The organism is Kribbella qitaiheensis, from assembly GCF_014217565.1.
Lineage (GTDB): Bacteria > Actinomycetota > Actinomycetes > Propionibacteriales > Kribbellaceae > Kribbella > Kribbella qitaiheensis_A.
Genome location: NZ_CP043661.1, coordinates 811,923 through 827,548 on the forward strand (window position 1 = coordinate 811,923; position 15,626 = coordinate 827,548).

The window sequence follows — 15,626 nt, forward strand, 5'->3', positions numbered from 1 at the left end:
CTAGCGCCGCGGCGGTTTGGTGCGGGTGCGGCGGATGGTGTCGCGCTGGGTCTCGCTGACGGCTCGCTCGTACGCGAGCACCAAGCCCTGGATGGTGACCGGCTTGAACCGCTCGACGAGTTGCTGGATGTGCTCCGGCGGTCCGCCCGAGGCGCGGTAGTGCGGCCAGACCTTGGCCCGGAACACGTCGGTCAGCTCCTCGGCCAGGGCTCGCCCGTGATCGTGGAAGATCCGCGTGATGTCCAGTACGGCGTCGACCGGCAGATCGAGGTCGAGCAGCTCGACCCCGAGGCTGAGATGCGCGGTCGCCACCTGGAAGACGTCCTCGTCCGGCGTGGGCTCGACCACTCCCAGCGCGACCAGCATCTCGATGTCGTCGTCGGACAGCTCCCGCCCGGTACGCCGTACGAGTGCCGTCCGATCGAGCGTTTCGGGAAGGTCGCGCATCCACGGCGTCAGCAGCGTGCGATGCAGCGCGATGTCCTGCGGGGTCGCGTCGGCCGGGATCCGGTCCAGATACCCCTCGATCGCGGACAGCGTGAATCCGTGCGCCTGCAACTCCCGGACCAGATCGAGACGCGCGATGTGCTCTGGTCCGTAGTACCCGACCCGCCCCCGGCGTACGGGCGGCGGGATGAGACCGCGGCCGGCATAGAAACGGAGGGTGCGCACGGTCATGCCGACCCGGGCGGAGAGCTCATCGACGGTCAGCGTCGCCTCGTGCGGAGCGCCGGGTGATGGCTCGGCCGGGACGGGCGATAGGGGCCTTGAGACGGGCATGGCGCAGATCATAGTGGGCCCCCCTTGACCACTGTGACACCATCACTGTCACAATCGGGTTGACTCATTCCTCCGCCGTACGACGGGATCAGCATGACCGCAGCCAGTGAAGCCTTCCTGTACGACGCGATCCGGACACCACGAGGCCGGGGCAAGGCCACTGGCGCCCTGCACGAAGTCAAGCCGGTCCAGCTGGTCACCGGCCTGCTGACCGAGCTGCGCAGCCGCCATCCAGAGCTCGACCCGACCGTGATCGACGACGTCGTCCTCGGCGTGGTCACCCCGATCGGCGATCAGGGCATGGACATCGCCCGTACTGCGGTGCTCGCTGCGGGCTATCCCGAGACGACCGGCGGCGTCCAGCTCAGCCGCTTCTGCGCGTCCGGTCTGGAAGCGGTGAACCAGGCGGCGCAACGGATCCGTTCCGGCTGGGAGGACTTCATCCTCGCCGGCGGCGTCGAGTCCATGTCGCGGGTGCCGATGGGCTCCGACGGCGGAGCCTGGGCGATGGATCCGGAGACCGCTCTCCAGACGAACTTCATCCCGCAGGGCATCAGCGCGGATCTGATCGCCACCATCGACGGCTTCTCCCGCACAGACGTCGACGCGTACGCCGCCGAGTCGCACGCGCGGGCCGCGAAGGCCTGGGCCAACGGGTACTTCGCCCGCTCGGTCGTCCCCGTCGCGGACCGCAACGGACTGCCGATCCTGGATCACGATCAGCTGGTCCGGCCGGGGACCACCGTCGAGACGCTCGCGGGCCTGCCGTCCTCGTTCGCGGCGATCGGCGAGCACGGCGGCTTCGACTCCGTCGCGCTGGAGAAGTACGTCAAGGTCGAGCGGATCAACCATGTGCACCACGCCGGCAACTCGTCCGGCATCGTCGACGGTGCCGCGCTGGTTGCGGTTGGCAACGAGAAGGCCGGTGAGGCCCTCGGCCAGGCGCCGCGCGGGCGGGTGGTCGCGACGGCCGTCAGTGGCGCGGATCCGACCATCATGCTGACCGGACCGGCACCGGCCGCCCGGAAGGCGCTGGCGAAGGCCGGGCTCGAGGTCGGCGACATCGACCTGTTCGAGATGAACGAGGCCTTCGCCGCGGCGGTCATGCACTTCATGGCCGACCTCGGCGTACCGCACGAGAAGGTGAACGTGAACGGCGGCGCGATCGCGCTCGGCCACCCGCTCGGCGCCACCGGCGCCATGTTGATCGGCACCCTGCTGGACGAGCTGGAGCGCCGCGAGCTGCGCTACGGCCTGGCCACCCTGTGCGTCGGCGGCGGCATGGGTGTCGCGACCATCATCGAGAGGCTTGCGGCATGATCAAGTGGACCCAGGACGACGAGGGCCCTGGAAAATACACTGTCACCCTCACCATGGATGACCCGAACGCCTCGGCGAACACGATGAACGACTCTTACCTCGCCGCGATGGGCACGACCGTCGAGCGTCTGCAGGCGGAGCAGGACGCCATCAAGGGCGTCGTGATCACCAGCGCGAAGCAGACCTTCTTCGCCGGCGGCAATCTGCAGCTGCTGTCTCAGATCCAGCCCGAGAACGCGGCCGAGGTCTTCGCCACCCTCGAGGAGGTCAAGCGTCAACTGCGGGTGCTCGAGACCCTCGGCGTACCGGTCGTGGCCGCGATCAACGGGGCGGCGCTCGGCGGCGGGCTGGAGATCGCTCTCGCGTGTCACCACCGGATCGTTGCCGACGTCAACCGGATCGAGATCGGCGTTCCAGAGGTGACGCTCGGCCTGCTTCCCGGCGGTGGTGGCGTCACGCGCTCGGTCCGGATGCTCGGACTGCAGGACGCCCTGATGAAGGTGTTGCTGCAAGGCCAGCGGATGAAGCCCGCGCACGCCAAGTCGGTCGGCATCGTCGACGAGGTCGTGCCTGCCGCCGAGCTTCTCGCCACGGCGTACCAGTGGATCAAGGACTACGACGGCGACGCGAAGCAGCCGTGGGACCGGGACGGTTACAAGATCCCGGGCGGTACGCCGTCCTCGCCGAAGCTCGCCGCGTTCCTGCCGGCCTTCCCCGCGAACCTGCGCAAGCAGCTCAAGGGCGCCCCGTACCCGGCGCCGCGCGCGATCATGAGCGCGGCCGTCGAGGGCAGTCAGGTCGACTTCGCCACCGCGAGCCGGATCGAATCGCGGTACTTCGTCGAGCTGGCGACCGGGCAGATCGCGAAGAACATGATCAACGCGTTCTTCTTCGAGCTCCAGGCGATCAACGCCGGCGCATCGCGGCCGGCCGACATTCCGCAGTACAAGGCCCGGAAGGTCGGCGTACTCGGGGCCGGGATGATGGGCGCCGGGATCGCGTACGTCTGCGCGAAGGTCGGGATCGAGGTGGTCCTGAAGGATGTCTCGCTCGAGGCCGCCGAGAAGGGCAAGGCGTACTCCGAGAAGCTGCTCGCCAAGCAACTGCAGAAGGGCCGGACGACGGCCGGCAAGGTGGAGGAGTTCCTCAGCCTGATCACGCCGACCGTCGACCCGAACGACCTGGCCGGCTGCGACCTGGTGATCGAGGCGGTGTTCGAGAGCGAGGAGCTCAAGCAGAAGGTCTTCGCCGAGATCGCCGGTGTGGTCGAGCCCGACGCGCTGCTCTGCTCGAACACGTCCACGCTGCCGATCACCTCGCTCGCCGACGGGATCGACCGGCCGGACGACTTCGTCGGGATGCACTTCTTCTCGCCGGTCGACCGGATGCCGCTGGTCGAGCTGATCGTGGGGGAGAAGACCTCGGACCGGGCGCTGGCGCAGGCGTACGACGTGGTCCGGCAGATCAAGAAGACGCCGATCGTGGTGAACGACAGCCGCGGCTTCTTCACCTCGCGCGTGTTCGGCACGCTGGTGATGGAGGGCGCCGCGATGGTCGCCGAGGGCGTGAACCCGGTGACGATCGAGCGAGCCGCTACTCAGATGGGCTTCCCGGCGCCGCCGCTGGCGATGCTCGACGAGGTGACGCTGACGCTGCCGATGAAGATCCGCGACGCGGCCCGGGCTGCCGGTGACAATGCGGGCGCCTTCGGCGACCACCCCGGCATGGCCGTCGCCGACCGGCTGGTGACCGAGTTCGACCGGCGCGGGAAGGCGGCCGGGGCCGGGTTCTACGACTATCCCGCGGACGGGCCGAAGCACCTGTGGCCGGGACTGTGGGAGCACTTCGTCAAAGACGAGGTGGACCCGCCGCTGATCGACCTGCAGGAGCGGCTCGCGTTCGCGATGTCGCTGGAGACGGTGAAGTGCGTCGACGAAGGCGTACTGCGCTCGGTCGCCGACGCGAACATCGGCTCGATCTTCGGCATCGGGTTCCCGCCCTTGCACGGTGGCGCGCTGCAGTACATCAACGCGTACGCCGGTGGGCCGGCCGGATTCGTCGAGCGCTCCCGCGAGCTGGCCGCGGCGTACGGCGATCGTTTCAACCCGCCGGCGCTGCTGGTGAAGAAGGCCGAGGCGGGGGAGAAGTTCGACTGAGTTCAGGCTGGGCGGCGGCCGGGATCGGCATAGCTGCCCAGATAGGTGAGCACCGCGTTGAGCGAGTTGCGGAGTGGCTCGACCCGGCGCAGCGTCTGGCTGAGCAGCAGGCCGCCCTGGAGCGCGGCGAGGAGTGACTGGGCGAGGGCGTCGGGATCGGCGTCCTCGCGCAACTCTCCGCGCGCTCGCATCGCCTCCAGGCCACGCCGGAACAGCTCGAGCCACCGCTCGTACCCGGCGGCGAGGTCGGCGCGCGTGTCGGCGTCCGACTCGACGAGTTGACCGGCCAGCGAGCCGAAGTCACAGCCGCCCTGGAAATCCCGCGCGGTCTGCCGCTCGACGACCAGGTCTGCCCAGCGCCGCCAGGCAGCGTACGAATCGAGTTCGCCGAGCTCCGGCGTCTGGTGCAGGCGCTGCATCTTGTCCGCCTGCCAGGCGATGACGTCCTTGATCAGCGTCCGCTTGTCGCGGAAGTAGTGCGTCATCTGGGATCCGCTGACGCCGGCGGCCCTGCGCACATCCTCGATCTGGGTGCCGGCCACACCTTGCTTCAGCACCAGGTCGGCAGCCACCGCGAGAATCCTCGCGCGGGTCGCCCGCCCTTTGGCCGTGAGCTCTGCCATGGCGTCATGGTAACGCTGCAGTGGGATCGCAATCCCATAAAATTGTCATCAACTGCTCGGGATCGTTCGAATCTGACGATTGATGTCCATTTGTGGCGATTTCGGGAGGGTAGTCGGCGTTTCGGTCTTGCGGACGAGCCGCTTTTCCGTCAGGGTGAAGCCGCTTCTCCAACGATTAACCCAGCGGTAATGTCGCGGGGTACCGGATGGTCGACAGCTGCTGTTTCGAACTGTCACTGGTCGGCGCTGTTGCGATGTTTGGGTTAGTTGCAACGTGTCCGAAACCGGAGATGCTTAACTCCGTTAAGTAAATCTTCGGAACCGCTTGCGCCGCAGGGCCGCGGCGCCGCTTTCGGAGGTGTAATTCATGCCAGCTCACCTGCCGTCCGCCGGGATGTCCCGGCGCGACCTGCTCAAGCGCACCGGCGGCCTGGCCGCCCTGGCCGCCTTCACCGCTGCCTGTGGCGGCAATACCGGCCGGCCATCCGACTCCGGCGGCGGAAACAAGGTCAACCTCTCGCAGTGGTACCACCAGTACGGCGAGACCGGCACCAAGGAAGCCGCGCTGAAGTACGCCAAGGCGTACACCGACGCCAGCGTCAGCGTGCAGTGGACCCCGGGCGACTACGGCAGCAAGCTGTCCTCCGGCCTGCTGTCGAACAAGGGTCCGGACGTCTTCGAGAGCCAGCTCAACATCGGCATGGTCAAGAGCAACCAGGTGGTGCCGCTGGACGACATCATTGCCGAGGTCAAGGACGACTTCCAGCCGGGCGACCTCGCAACCAACACCGTCGACGGCAAGGTCTACGGCATCCGGATGATCGTCGATCCCCAGGTCATCTACTACCGCAAGAGCCTGCTGGACAAGGCCGGGATCAAGCCGCCGGAGACGATCGACGACCTGATCGCCGCGGCGAAGGAGCTGACCACCAACAAAGTGAAGGGCATCTTCGTCGGCAACGACGGCGGCCTCGCCCTCGGCGGACCGGCGCTCTGGTCGTCCGGCGGCAGCTACCTGACCGACGACCACAAGCCCGGGTTCACCGGTGAGCGGGCGGCGCAGGCCTTCTCCAAGCTGCACGAACTCTATGCGAGCAAGAGCGTGCTGCTCGGTTCCCCGACCGACTGGACCGACCCGGGAGCGATCAATCAGAACCTCTGTGCGATGCAGTGGATCGGCATGTGGGCGGTGCCGGGCATGCAGAAGGCTCTCGGCGACGACCTCGGCGTGATCGCCTTCCCCGCGCTGGACGCCCAGGGCAAGCCCGCGGTGTACTCCGGCGGCTGGACGCAGTTCGTCTCCGCGAAGAGCCCGAACGTCGACGCGGCGAAGAAGCTCGTCAAATGGCTGTGGATCGACAAGCAGGACTTCCAGGAGGACTGGTCGCTCAACTACGGCTTCCACATCCCGCCCCGCAAGAGCCTGGCAGCCAAGGCCGCCAAGCTGCAGAACGGCGTCGCGGCCGACACTGTGAAGCTCAACGCCGACTATGGCCACACCGACAACCCGGCGTGGACCCCGAAAATGGGCACCGCGTTCGGCGACATGCTCACCAACATCATCCGCAAGGGCGCCGACCCGGCCGGTGAGATCAGCAAGGCGGAGAAGACGGTCAACGCCGAGCTGAGCCGGCTGTTCGGATGAGCACGCGCACCGCGCCGGCCCCTGTTCCCAGGGCGCCGGCGCGGAAGGGCGCCCGGCGGCCCAAGGGGATCGCGGGCAACACGCTGTCGTTCTGGCTGTTCGTCGGGCCGTTCGTCGTCGGGCTGCTGGTCTTTTCCTACGTGCCGATCATCTGGAGCCTGATCCTCAGCTTCTTCGAGGCCTACAACACCGTCACACCGTCGAAGTTCGTCGGCGTGAGCAACTACGTGGACATGCTCACCGACCGGAATTTTTTGTCCAGCCTGGGCACCTTCACGCTGTTCGCGATCTTCATCGTGCCGCTGACGTTCGTGCTGTCGCTCGCGCTGGCGTTGCTGGTGAACCAGGTCAAGATCGCCCGCGCCTTCTTCCGCTCGGTGTTCTTCCTGCCGACGGCCTGCTCGTACGTCGTGGCGTCGCTGATCTGGCGGCTGTCGATCTTCAACGGCGTCCGGTTCGGGCTGGCGAACACGATCCTGGACTGGTTCGGCATCGACGGGATCGCCTGGCTGTCCACGGTCGACCCACCGTGGTACTGGATCCCGATCGTCTCGGTTCGGCTCTGGCTGCAGCTCGGCTTCTACATGATCCTGTTCATCGCCGGTCTGCAACGGATCTCGCCGACGCTGTACGAGGCGGCGTACGTGGACGGGGCCAAGCCTGGCTGGCAGACCTTCCGCTACATCACGTTGCCCCAACTGCGGGCCACCTCGGTCGCAGTACTGATCCTGAACCTGATCGCCGCCTACCAGGCGTTCGACGAGTTCTACAACCTGATCGGCAACGTGAACTTCGCCCGGCCGCCGCTGGTCTACCTGTACGGCATCTCGCTCGGAACGATCCAGGATCTCGGTCACGGCTCGGCCGGTGCGCTGATCCTGGCCGTGATCATCATGTTGGTCACCTTGTTGCAGAACAAGATCTTCGGCTTCGGAAAGGCGGGCGACTGATGGCCGCCATCGACCGTACGACGGGTGCCCCGCAACCGATCGGCTACTCCCGAACTCCGCTCGGGCTGGTGGCGCAGGTACTGCGGTGGATCGCGTTGCTGATCGCCGTGATCCTCTTCCTGCTGCCCTTCTATCTCGTACTGCGTAACGCGTTGTCCACCGAAGCGGATATCACCTCGCCGACGTGGACGTTGTTCCCCAAGGATCTGCAATGGGGGAATCTCAAGGAGCTCTTCAACGACACCCAGGTGCCGATGGCGAGAGCGCTTTACAACTCGGCGGTGGTCGGCGTACTCGGCACGGCGGGTCAGTTGCTGCTGGCATCAATGGCCGGCTACGGCCTGGCCCGCATTCCCTATCGGCATGCGGACAAGGTGTTCTACGCGATCGTGGCGACGCTGATGATCCCGGGTGCGGTGACGTTCATCCCGAGCTTCATCGTGGTGTCGTCGCTGGGTTGGGTCAGCACGCTGCGCGGACTCATCATCCCGACGTTGTTCAGCGGGTTCGCGGCGTTCCTGTTCCGGCAGTATTTCCTCAATTTCCCCAGGGAACTCGAGGAGGCGGCGCGGGTCGACGGCGCGGGACATTTCGGGACGTTCTGGCGAATCGTGGTGCCGAACTCGCTGCCGTTCTTCGCGGCGCTGGCGGCGATCACCTTCATCGGCAACTGGAACTCGTTCCTGTGGCCGCTGGTGATCGGACAGGATTCGTCGTCCTGGACGATCCAGGTGGCGATGTCCACCTTTGTGACGGCGCAGACGATCAATATCCATGAGTTGTTCATGGCGGTGGCTGTTTCGATCCTGCCACTGGTGCTGATCTTCGCGTTCCTGCAGCGGTATCTGATCCAGGGCGTCACGCAGTCCGGCATCAAGGACTGAAAAGACACCCTCGCTTCGCTCGGGGAGGGGAGAGGCGGGATGGACTGCGGCGGGAGCCTCTGACCGGCTCCCGCCGTACCTGCTGGTGCTACTCGGCGATCTGGTACGTCGGGGTGATGATCGCGCGGGCCAGCGTGTGGAAGGCGAGGTTGAAGCTGACCACGGCCGGGCTGGCGTCACCGTCGATGTCCAGCGCCTCGACGTCGATCGCGTGCACCACGTAGAAGTAGCGGTGCACCTGGTCGCCGGCGGGCGGGGCAGCGCCGCCGTACGCCTTGCTGCCGAAGTCCGTCCGGATGTGGAAGGCGCCGTTGTCGAGCCGCTCGGTCGTGCCCGCGCCGGTCGGCAGCTCGGTGACGGTGGCGGGCAGGCCTACGAGCACCCAGTGCCAGAAGCCGGACGGCGTCGGCGCGTCCGGGTCGAAGCAGGTGACGACGAAACCCTTGGTCTCGGCCGGGAAACCCTCCCAGCTGAGCTGCGGCGACTTGTTGCCACCGGCAAACGCGTGGTCGTCGCCGAGCGGCTCGCCGTCCGCGACGTCGGTGCTGGTGACGGTGAAGGAACCGGCCTTGGGAAGCAGGTCGTACGGGTCCGGTGTGACTGGCCGATCGAGCGACATCCGTGATCCTCCGGAGCTGTGGTGCGATGTGGTGTTTCCGACAGTACTGTCCACAGATCGGGGACAGTATTTCAAGGGATGGGGCCGGGGCGTGTTCGTGGAGATGGGAAGATCGTTCCTGGCCGCCTCCAGGCGGCCGCGCGCCGGGTGACTTCCGGTGCGGTGAAGCTAGCTGGAGGACTGCGGTGGAGGAGTTTCTGGCCGGGATCGGCCCGGCGGACGAGACGGCGATGCGGGCGGCGACCGAGCGTCAACTGCTGCTGACCAAGCCGGCCGGCTCCCTCGGCGTACTGGAGGAGCTCTCGATCCGGATCGCCGGGATGACCGGAGTCTGCCCGCCGGCGGTGCCGACGCCTGCCGTCGTCACCGTGTTCGCGGCCGACCACGGGGTCCATGCGCAGGGCGTGTCCCCGTGGCCGCAGGAAGTGACCGCCGCGATGCTGGCGAACTTCGCGGCCGGTGGCGCCGCGGTGAACGCGTTCGCGGCCAACAACCGGGTCGACGTGCGAGTGGTCGACGTCGGGGTCGCCTCGGACGTGGAGGGCCTGGACATCGTGCACGCGAAGGTGCGCGCCGGGACCCGCGATCTCTCGGTCGAGAAAGCGCTCTCTGAGGACGAGGTCCGGGCCGCCATCGGAATCGGCTTCGAGCTGGCCGGAAAGCTGGTCGGCGACGGCTATCGCTGCTTGCTGACCGGTGACATGGGCATCGCGAACACCACCGCGTCCGCCGCCCTGATCGCGACCTTCACCGGGGCGACGGCCGCCGATGTGACTGGTCGGGGGACGGGCATCGACGACGCCACGCTCGCTCACAAGACCGACATCGTCGCCACGGCGCTGGCGCTGCACGAAGTACCGGCTTCTGACCCGCTCGGAGCACTTGCTGCGTACGGCGGTCTGGAGCACGCCGCGCTCGCCGGCTACATCATGGGCGGAGCCGCCCACAAGGTGCCGGTGATCCTGGACGGCGTAATCGCGGGCGCCGCGGCGCTGGTCGCCCAGGCGTTCCACCCCGCAGCAGTCGAGTACTGCGTCGCCGGTCACCGCTCAGCCGAGCCCGGCCACGCGGTCGCCCTCAAAACCCTCGGACTCTCACCCCTCGTCGACCTGGACCTCCGCCTGGGCGAAGGCACCGGCGCAGTCCTGGCCTACCCCATCCTCACCTGCGCCGTCCGAGCCCTCGCCGAAATGGCCACGTTCGAATCCGCCGGCATAACCTCCGGCGAAGACGACGCTGCCGGTGGGGATGGGGTCGCGTGACTGAGCAGGCGCCGTACCTGTCCGGGTTGGTGTTGACCGGGCGGCGGGTGGTTGTGGTTGGTGGTGGGGGAGTTGCTCAGCGGCGACTGCCTCGGTTGCTGGAGACCGGGGCGCAGATCGATCTGATCTCGCCTGCGATCACGCCGACCATCGAGGGGCTGCTGACGAATCCGGATCTGCGGTGGGTTGAGCGCGGATATGCGCCGGGCGATCTCGAGGGTGCCTGGTACGTCGTGGTTGCGACGGACGATGCCGCGGTCAACGACCAGGTTTCGGCCGAGGCGGAGGAGCGGCGGATCTTCTGTGTCCGGTCCGACGACCGGGCTCGCGCTACGGCGTGGACCCCGGCGTCGGGACAGCACGATCACGTGACCATCGGCGTACTGGGCGGCGGCGATCACCGGCGCTCGGCCGCAGTACGGGACGCGATCCTGGAGGAGCTCCGGACCGGTGCGCTCGGGGCTCGTGACTCGCTGGACAAGAAGCCCGGCGTGTACCTGGTCGGCGGCGGTCCGGGCGATCCGGACCTGATCACCGTCCGCGGGCGCAGGCTGCTCGCTGAGGCGGACGTGGTGGTCGCGGACCGCCTGGCACCTCAGCCCCTGCTGGAAGAGTTGCACTCGGACGTCGAGCTGATCGACGCGGCCAAGCTTCCCCGCGGACGATCGGCCCAGCAGGAGGAGATCAACCGGATCCTGGTCGACCGCGCCCAGCAGGGCAAGGTCGTCGTACGTCTGAAGGGTGGCGACCCGTACGTCTTCGGCCGCGGCTTCGAAGAGGCGATCGCCTGCGCCGAGGCGGGTGTGCCCTGGACAGTGGTCCCGGGAATCACCAGCTCGATCTCCGTGCCCGCTGTATCGGGCATCCCGGTCACGCACCGCGGCGTGACCCACGAGTTCACCGTCGTCTCGGGACACATCCCACCCGGCCACCCAGACTCCCTGATCAACTGGCCGGCCCTGGCCCAGCTCCAAGGCACGCTAGTCCTGCTGATGGCGGTGGAAAACCTCCCCAAGATCACCGAAACCCTCATCCGCCACGGACGCTCCGCAGCAACTCCCGCCGCGGCAATCGCCGACGGCACCCTCCCCGGCCAACGCATGATCACCTCCGACCTCGCTGGAATCGCCACCGCCATGTCCACCGAAGGCATCGGCGCCCCCGCCATCGTTGTCATCGGCAACGTAGTGGAAATCGCAAAACTGGTCCGCCAATGACGCACGAGCAGGCGCTTGGCGCGGTGGTCCGCTAATGGCTGAGCTGGTGTCGGTGGACAATGCCGGTGACGGACGGCTGGCGGACTATGTGCAATTGCGGGAGGTGAATCTGCGCCGGTTGCTCGAGGAGGAGCACGGCCTGTTCATCGCCGAGGGCGACAAGGTGATCCGGCGGGCGGCCGAAGCGGGGTACGAGCCGCGATCGTTCCTGCTGGCACCTCGTTGGCTGGACTCGCTGTCCGACGTACTGGAGAAGTGGCCTTCGACCCCCGTGTACGTCGTCTCAGAGGAACTGGCCGAACAGGTCACCGGATTCCACGTGCACCGCGGCGCACTGGCGTCGTACCGGCGTCAAAGCGCCACCTCGCTGGAGACCTTGCTCGACGCGATGCCCGCGATTTCAAGGGTCGCGATCCTGGACGACATCGTCGATCACACGAACGTAGGCGCCGGATTCCGGGCGGCAGCAGCGATGGGCGTCGACGCAGTACTGGTGACGCCGACCTGCGCGGATCCGCTCTACCGGCGCTCGGTGAAGGTATCGATGGGAACAGTCTTCCAGGTGCCGTGGACACGACTCACCTCATGGCCCGGCGACCTGCAGGCGTTGCAGGATCGCGGATTCGTGGCTGCGGCGTTCGCGCTGACCGACGATTCAATCAGCCTCGACGAACTCGCAGCCGCGCGCCACGACCGGCTAGCGTTGATCTTCGGCACCGAAGGCCACGGCCTGAAGCAACACGTCCTCGATCGCTCAGACGTGACAGTCCGCATCCCGATGTCCGGCAACGTCGACTCCCTCAACGTCGCCTCCTCCGCAGCAGTAGCCTTCTACGCCACCCGCCCAACCACCCCCTGACGTCAACCACCCCACCCGGCTGCACCCTGAGGCCGGTGACTCGCGTGGTGCCGGAAGGGCGTCTTCGCCGGAAAAGCGCGCGCAGGGACGGTCGGGCTGTGGCACTCTCGGGAGGGTGATCGTCTCGGTCGGAGCCGATCCGGACGCCGGGGGAGGCGTGCACCATGCGTACGACGGAACGGCTACTGCTGAGGCCTTATCGCGAAGAGGACCAGCCGGCCTTCGCCGCGATGAACGCCGATCCCGAGGTGATGAAGTACCTCGGCGGCGAGCCGCTGACGCGCGAGCAGTCGGACGCCATCACCGAAGGCGCGAACCACCGATTTGTTGCTGACGGCATCGGATTCCTCGCCATCGAACGCCGCTCGGACGGCGCGTTCCTCGGCGCCTGCGGCCTGATGCGGCACGACGCCTGGTACCCCGACGATCTCGAGGTCGGCTGGCGCCTGGCCCGCGAATACTGGGGCCACGGCTACGCCACCGAAGCCGCGAACTCCTGGCTGGCCCACGCCTTCCTCGACCGCTCCGAGCCCCGCGTAATCTCCATCACCGACACCCCGAACCTGAACAGCATCGCGGTGATGAAACGCCTGGGAATGACCTTCGACCACGAAACAGAACTCGTCGAAGACAACACACCCTTCGACGCCACCGTCTACTCCATCACTCCCGAAGCCTGGTCAGCCCACCGCGCCTGAACCCGGCTTACTACATCAGTTCATGGTGCTGTCCGGGAGCGCGGGCCGCATCGGCGGGGCTGGGTGGTGTGGGTCGACTGGCGGGATGTTCGTCCGGTGGTGCTCAATAAGTCCGCTAGCCGACGAGAAACCCGTCAGTGGACCCAGCTGACCGGTGACGCGGCAGTCAGCTGACCGGCGGGGTGCTGGCGCGGAGTACGGGATAGGCCCGCACCGTCCTACGGTTGAGCGCGGTGTCGGTCGTCGTCGCGCGGTAGATCGCCTCCTGCGCGACCGCGTTGAGCGCGACATGGACGGTGGTCAGCTTCGGTACTACGTCGCGCAGCGTGCTGATGTCGTCGAAGCCCGCCACGCCGATGTCCTCGGGGATCCGGAGACCGCGCTCTCTCAACCCAGCAAGCGCTCCCAGCGCCATGTCGTCGGTGACCGCGAACACCAACTGCAGATCCCGTAGCTCCTCGTCGCCCAGACCCAGTACGCACTCACGAGCCCCGGCCCAGCTGAAGCCGGGATGGCGCACCCGCGATGCGGCGTCGGCGACGCCGGACTCGGCCAGTCCGGTGACGAAACCTTCGACCCGTTGCTGCATAGAGAGCAGGGGAGTGCCGCTGCCGAGCACGAGACAACGCTGATAGCCGAGGCCGGCCAACTCCCGGGCCAGCTGACGCGAGCCCTCGTGGTTGTCGAAGTCGACGGTCTCGAACGGCAGGTCCGAGCGGCTGATCAGCACTACCCGCCCGCCGGTCTCCTGATAGCGGTGCAGCTCGTCGATCAACTGCTGCTCGGACGGCGGGTCGACGTACCCGGTGCCGGCCAGGATGATCGCCCTCGGCTGCTGGCCGCGCAGCTCGCGGACGAGATCGAGCTCGCGGTCGGCCTGCCGCTCGGTGACGGCGATCGACACGTGCAGACCGAGCACCTCGGCCTGCTTCATGATCTCGGCGGCCATCGCGGAGAAGTACGGGTCGGAGATCAGGCTGATCACCAGCGCGATGGTTCTCGACATACCGCGGGCCATCGCCTGGGCGGGCAGGTTCGGGGTGTAACCCAGCTCGCGGGCCGCCTCGAGAACGCGCTCCCGGTAGCTCTCGGCGACCTTGCGGGCGCTCCCGTTCAGGACTCGGGAGGCGGTCGGCTGGGAGACCCCGGCCTGCCGCGCGACGTCGTCGAGCGTGACAGGCCGCCTTGGCCCGGCTTCGCTCGGCGTACCAGTCATTTCGGCAGCCTATCGGCCGGAAACCGCTGGACGGCCGTGATGGGATGACCAGCATGCAGAAAGTCGTACTGATCACCGGGATGCAGGCCGCCGGCAAGTCGACCATCGCCCCGCTGCTCGCGAGCCGCCTCGGCCCACCGGCTGCCACGGTGGACGGCGACGTCTACTTCAACGCGGTGGTCGCAGGCGCGGTCGGGATGACCCCGGATCCGTCGCCCGAGGCGCTTCGCCAGCTGCTACTCCGGTACGACGCGAGCGCGCTGGTGGCGCGCCACTACCTCGAGGCCGGCTTCGACTTCGTCTGCTCGGACATCATCCTCGGCGAGCACGTCGCCCGCTGGCTCGACGCGTTCGAAGGCATCGCCGAGCCGCACCTCGTCGTACTGACGCCTTCGGTCGACTCAATCATCGAACGCGAACTGGCCCGCGGCTCCAACTCCTACCGCGACTGGCAAGGCCCCGGCATGACCCTCGCCGACGCCGTCCGCTCACTCCAGACCGGCCTCTCCGACATCCCCCACCGAGGCCTCTGGCTAGACACCACCGGCCAAACCGCCGAGCAATCAGTAACCGAAATCCTCACCAACAACCTAAAGGCGGCCCGCTGGTGAGTCTCACCACCGGTGCGGTTGGCCAGATCAGGTGTTGTGGGCCTGGTCGGGTGCGTGGGCTTCGTCTTCCTGGTTGAGCATTGGGGAGACGGGCCAGTCGGAGGGGTAGTCGGGGGCGAGCTCCTCGGCCTCGGCGTACAGGCGTTTGCGGTACTTGCGGGAGAGGCGGTCGCCGAAGACCGTGCCCTGGGTGTGGTCGGTCTCGTGCTGGAGGCAACGAGCGAGCAGACCGTTGCCCTCGAAGATGACCGGGTTGTTGTTCTCGTCGACGCCGGTGACGCGGGCCCAGTCGGGGCGGGCGCACTTGGTGAAGGCGCCGGGGAGGGACAGACAGCCTTCCTCGCCCTCGTCGAGGTGGCGGTCGTCGCCCTCGGGCAGCTCGAGCTTCGGGTTGCAGACGACGCCCTGGTGCCGGTTGCCGTCCTTGTCCGGGCAGTCGAAGACGAACAGCTGCAGGTCGACGCCGACCTGGTTCGCGGCCAGCCCGACGCCTTCGGCGGCGTTCATGGTCGCGACCATGTCGGCGACCAGCTGGTGCAGTTCCTCGCCGAACTCGGTGACAGGCTTGTTCAGATGGTGCATCGGCTCTTCACCCCACCGGGTGATGGGCAGCACGGAACCGGGGGCTGGCAGCGTAGACATGCCGGAAATCTTATCCAGCCCGAGCCCGCCCGGCCGGAAGTGGGCACCTTGAACACCAACTCGGGGGTTCGGGCAGGCTATTTCATGTCCGAACCCCCCAGTTGGTGTTCAAGGTCCCGGTACGCCGGTACGCCGCGAGCCAGG

The 15,626-nt window shown here is 67.4% G+C and carries 15 protein-coding genes; 10 read left to right on the forward strand and 5 right to left on the reverse strand.

What is annotated here, in order from left to right:
* Window positions 1-780: a MerR family transcriptional regulator gene (locus F1D05_RS03505; protein ID WP_185445973.1), complete on the reverse strand. Its 780-nt coding sequence runs from the start codon at window positions 778-780 to the stop codon at window positions 1-3.
* Between the two features lie 93 nt (window positions 781-873).
* On the opposite strand from F1D05_RS03505, the gene F1D05_RS03510 reads away from it, so the two are divergent.
* Both F1D05_RS03510 and F1D05_RS03515 read left to right on the forward strand, forming a co-directional pair.
* Complete coding sequence (locus tag F1D05_RS03510) at window positions 874-2,100, forward strand: acetyl-CoA C-acetyltransferase (RefSeq protein ID WP_185445974.1); 1,227 nt, start codon at window positions 874-876, stop codon at window positions 2,098-2,100.
* Entirely contained in the window at window positions 2,097-4,256 is a 2,160-nt protein-coding gene (locus F1D05_RS03515) for a 3-hydroxyacyl-CoA dehydrogenase NAD-binding domain-containing protein (RefSeq protein ID WP_185445975.1), read from the forward strand. Before F1D05_RS03510 ends, F1D05_RS03515 begins: the two co-directional genes overlap by 4 nt.
* A gap of 2 nt (window positions 4,257-4,258) precedes the next feature.
* Here F1D05_RS03515 and F1D05_RS03520 read toward each other — a convergent pair whose 3' ends face one another.
* On the reverse strand, window positions 4,259-4,879 hold the full coding sequence (locus tag F1D05_RS03520) for a TetR/AcrR family transcriptional regulator (protein ID WP_185445976.1): 621 nt from the start codon (window positions 4,877-4,879) through the stop codon (window positions 4,259-4,261).
* Between the two features lie 367 nt (window positions 4,880-5,246).
* On the opposite strand from F1D05_RS03520, the gene F1D05_RS03525 reads away from it, so the two are divergent.
* Genes F1D05_RS03525 through F1D05_RS03535 form a run of 3 tightly spaced genes read left to right on the forward strand, consistent with a single transcriptional unit; the run spans window position 5,247 to window position 8,358 of the window.
* The gene (locus tag F1D05_RS03525) at window positions 5,247-6,524 is read left to right on the forward strand and encodes an ABC transporter substrate-binding protein (protein ID WP_185445977.1); all 1,278 of its coding nucleotides are present in this window, start codon (window positions 5,247-5,249) and stop codon (window positions 6,522-6,524) included.
* Window positions 6,521-7,474, forward strand: a complete 954-nt coding sequence (locus tag F1D05_RS03530; RefSeq protein WP_185445978.1) for a carbohydrate ABC transporter permease — start codon at window positions 6,521-6,523, stop codon at window positions 7,472-7,474. The genes F1D05_RS03525 and F1D05_RS03530 overlap by 4 nt, the downstream gene beginning before the upstream one ends.
* A complete protein-coding gene (locus F1D05_RS03535) occupies window positions 7,474-8,358 on the forward strand; it encodes a carbohydrate ABC transporter permease (RefSeq protein WP_185445979.1) in 885 nt (294 codons plus the stop codon). Before F1D05_RS03530 ends, F1D05_RS03535 begins: the two co-directional genes overlap by 1 nt.
* 88 nt (window positions 8,359-8,446) lie before the next feature.
* On the opposite strand, the gene F1D05_RS03540 is transcribed toward F1D05_RS03535, so the two are convergent.
* Entirely contained in the window at window positions 8,447-8,977 is a 531-nt protein-coding gene (locus F1D05_RS03540; protein ID WP_185445980.1) for a YbhB/YbcL family Raf kinase inhibitor-like protein, read from the reverse strand.
* Window positions 8,978-9,162: 185 nt separating this feature from the next.
* Here F1D05_RS03540 and cobT point away from each other — a divergent pair, with 185 nt between their 5' ends.
* The 4 genes from cobT (at window position 9,163) to F1D05_RS03560 (ending at window position 13,013) form a co-directional block, all read left to right on the forward strand.
* Entirely contained in the window at window positions 9,163-10,239 is a 1,077-nt protein-coding gene (gene cobT / locus F1D05_RS03545; protein WP_206686062.1) for a nicotinate-nucleotide--dimethylbenzimidazole phosphoribosyltransferase, read from the forward strand.
* Window positions 10,236-11,456, forward strand: coding sequence for a uroporphyrinogen-III C-methyltransferase (gene cobA, locus F1D05_RS03550; RefSeq protein ID WP_185445982.1), 1,221 nt, complete (start codon window positions 10,236-10,238; stop codon window positions 11,454-11,456). Before cobT ends, cobA begins: the two co-directional genes overlap by 4 nt.
* 34 nt (window positions 11,457-11,490) lie before the next feature.
* A complete protein-coding gene (locus F1D05_RS03555; RefSeq protein WP_185445983.1) occupies window positions 11,491-12,315 on the forward strand; it encodes a TrmH family RNA methyltransferase in 825 nt (274 codons plus the stop codon).
* Between the two features lie 164 nt (window positions 12,316-12,479).
* Window positions 12,480-13,013 (forward strand): GNAT family N-acetyltransferase, encoded by a 534-nt coding sequence (locus tag F1D05_RS03560; RefSeq protein WP_185445984.1) that lies wholly within the window; start codon window positions 12,480-12,482, stop codon window positions 13,011-13,013.
* A 166-nt stretch (window positions 13,014-13,179) separates the two neighbouring features.
* Here F1D05_RS03560 and F1D05_RS03565 read toward each other — a convergent pair whose 3' ends face one another.
* Window positions 13,180-14,229 (reverse strand): LacI family DNA-binding transcriptional regulator, encoded by a 1,050-nt coding sequence (locus tag F1D05_RS03565; RefSeq protein WP_185445985.1) that lies wholly within the window; start codon window positions 14,227-14,229, stop codon window positions 13,180-13,182.
* 53 nt (window positions 14,230-14,282) lie between these two features.
* Here F1D05_RS03565 and F1D05_RS03570 point away from each other — a divergent pair, with 53 nt between their 5' ends.
* Entirely contained in the window at window positions 14,283-14,840 is a 558-nt protein-coding gene (locus tag F1D05_RS03570; protein ID WP_246486396.1) for an AAA family ATPase, read from the forward strand.
* A 27-nt stretch (window positions 14,841-14,867) separates the two neighbouring features.
* Here the strand turns inward: F1D05_RS03570 and def are convergent, their stop codons facing one another.
* Entirely contained in the window at window positions 14,868-15,482 is a 615-nt protein-coding gene (def, locus tag F1D05_RS03575; RefSeq protein WP_185445987.1) for a peptide deformylase, read from the reverse strand.
* Window positions 15,483-15,626 lie beyond the last annotated feature (144 nt).

Excerpts from the sequence above, each read along its gene's own strand:
- def (WP_185445987.1), bottom strand. The coding sequence starts at position 15,482 with ATGTCTACGCTGCCAGCCCCCGGTTCCGTGCTGCCCATCACCCGGTGG.
- F1D05_RS03555 (WP_185445983.1), top strand. The coding sequence starts at position 11,491 with ATGGCTGAGCTGGTGTCGGTGGACAATGCCGGTGACGGACGGCTGGCG.
- F1D05_RS03525 (WP_185445977.1), top strand. The coding sequence starts at position 5,247 with ATGCCAGCTCACCTGCCGTCCGCCGGGATGTCCCGGCGCGACCTGCTC.
- F1D05_RS03515 (WP_185445975.1), top strand. The coding sequence starts at position 2,097 with ATGATCAAGTGGACCCAGGACGACGAGGGCCCTGGAAAATACACTGTC.
- F1D05_RS03540 (WP_185445980.1), bottom strand. The coding sequence starts at position 8,977 with ATGTCGCTCGATCGGCCAGTCACACCGGACCCGTACGACCTGCTTCCC.
- F1D05_RS03560 (WP_185445984.1), top strand. The coding sequence starts at position 12,480 with ATGCGTACGACGGAACGGCTACTGCTGAGGCCTTATCGCGAAGAGGAC.
- F1D05_RS03570 (WP_246486396.1), top strand. The coding sequence starts at position 14,283 with ATGCAGAAAGTCGTACTGATCACCGGGATGCAGGCCGCCGGCAAGTCG.
- F1D05_RS03520 (WP_185445976.1), bottom strand. The coding sequence starts at position 4,879 with ATGGCAGAGCTCACGGCCAAAGGGCGGGCGACCCGCGCGAGGATTCTC.
- F1D05_RS03535 (WP_185445979.1), top strand. The coding sequence starts at position 7,474 with ATGGCCGCCATCGACCGTACGACGGGTGCCCCGCAACCGATCGGCTAC.
- F1D05_RS03530 (WP_185445978.1), top strand. The coding sequence starts at position 6,521 with ATGAGCACGCGCACCGCGCCGGCCCCTGTTCCCAGGGCGCCGGCGCGG.
- F1D05_RS03510 (WP_185445974.1), top strand. The coding sequence starts at position 874 with ATGACCGCAGCCAGTGAAGCCTTCCTGTACGACGCGATCCGGACACCA.
- F1D05_RS03505 (WP_185445973.1), bottom strand. The coding sequence starts at position 780 with ATGCCCGTCTCAAGGCCCCTATCGCCCGTCCCGGCCGAGCCATCACCC.
- F1D05_RS03565 (WP_185445985.1), bottom strand. The coding sequence starts at position 14,229 with ATGACTGGTACGCCGAGCGAAGCCGGGCCAAGGCGGCCTGTCACGCTC.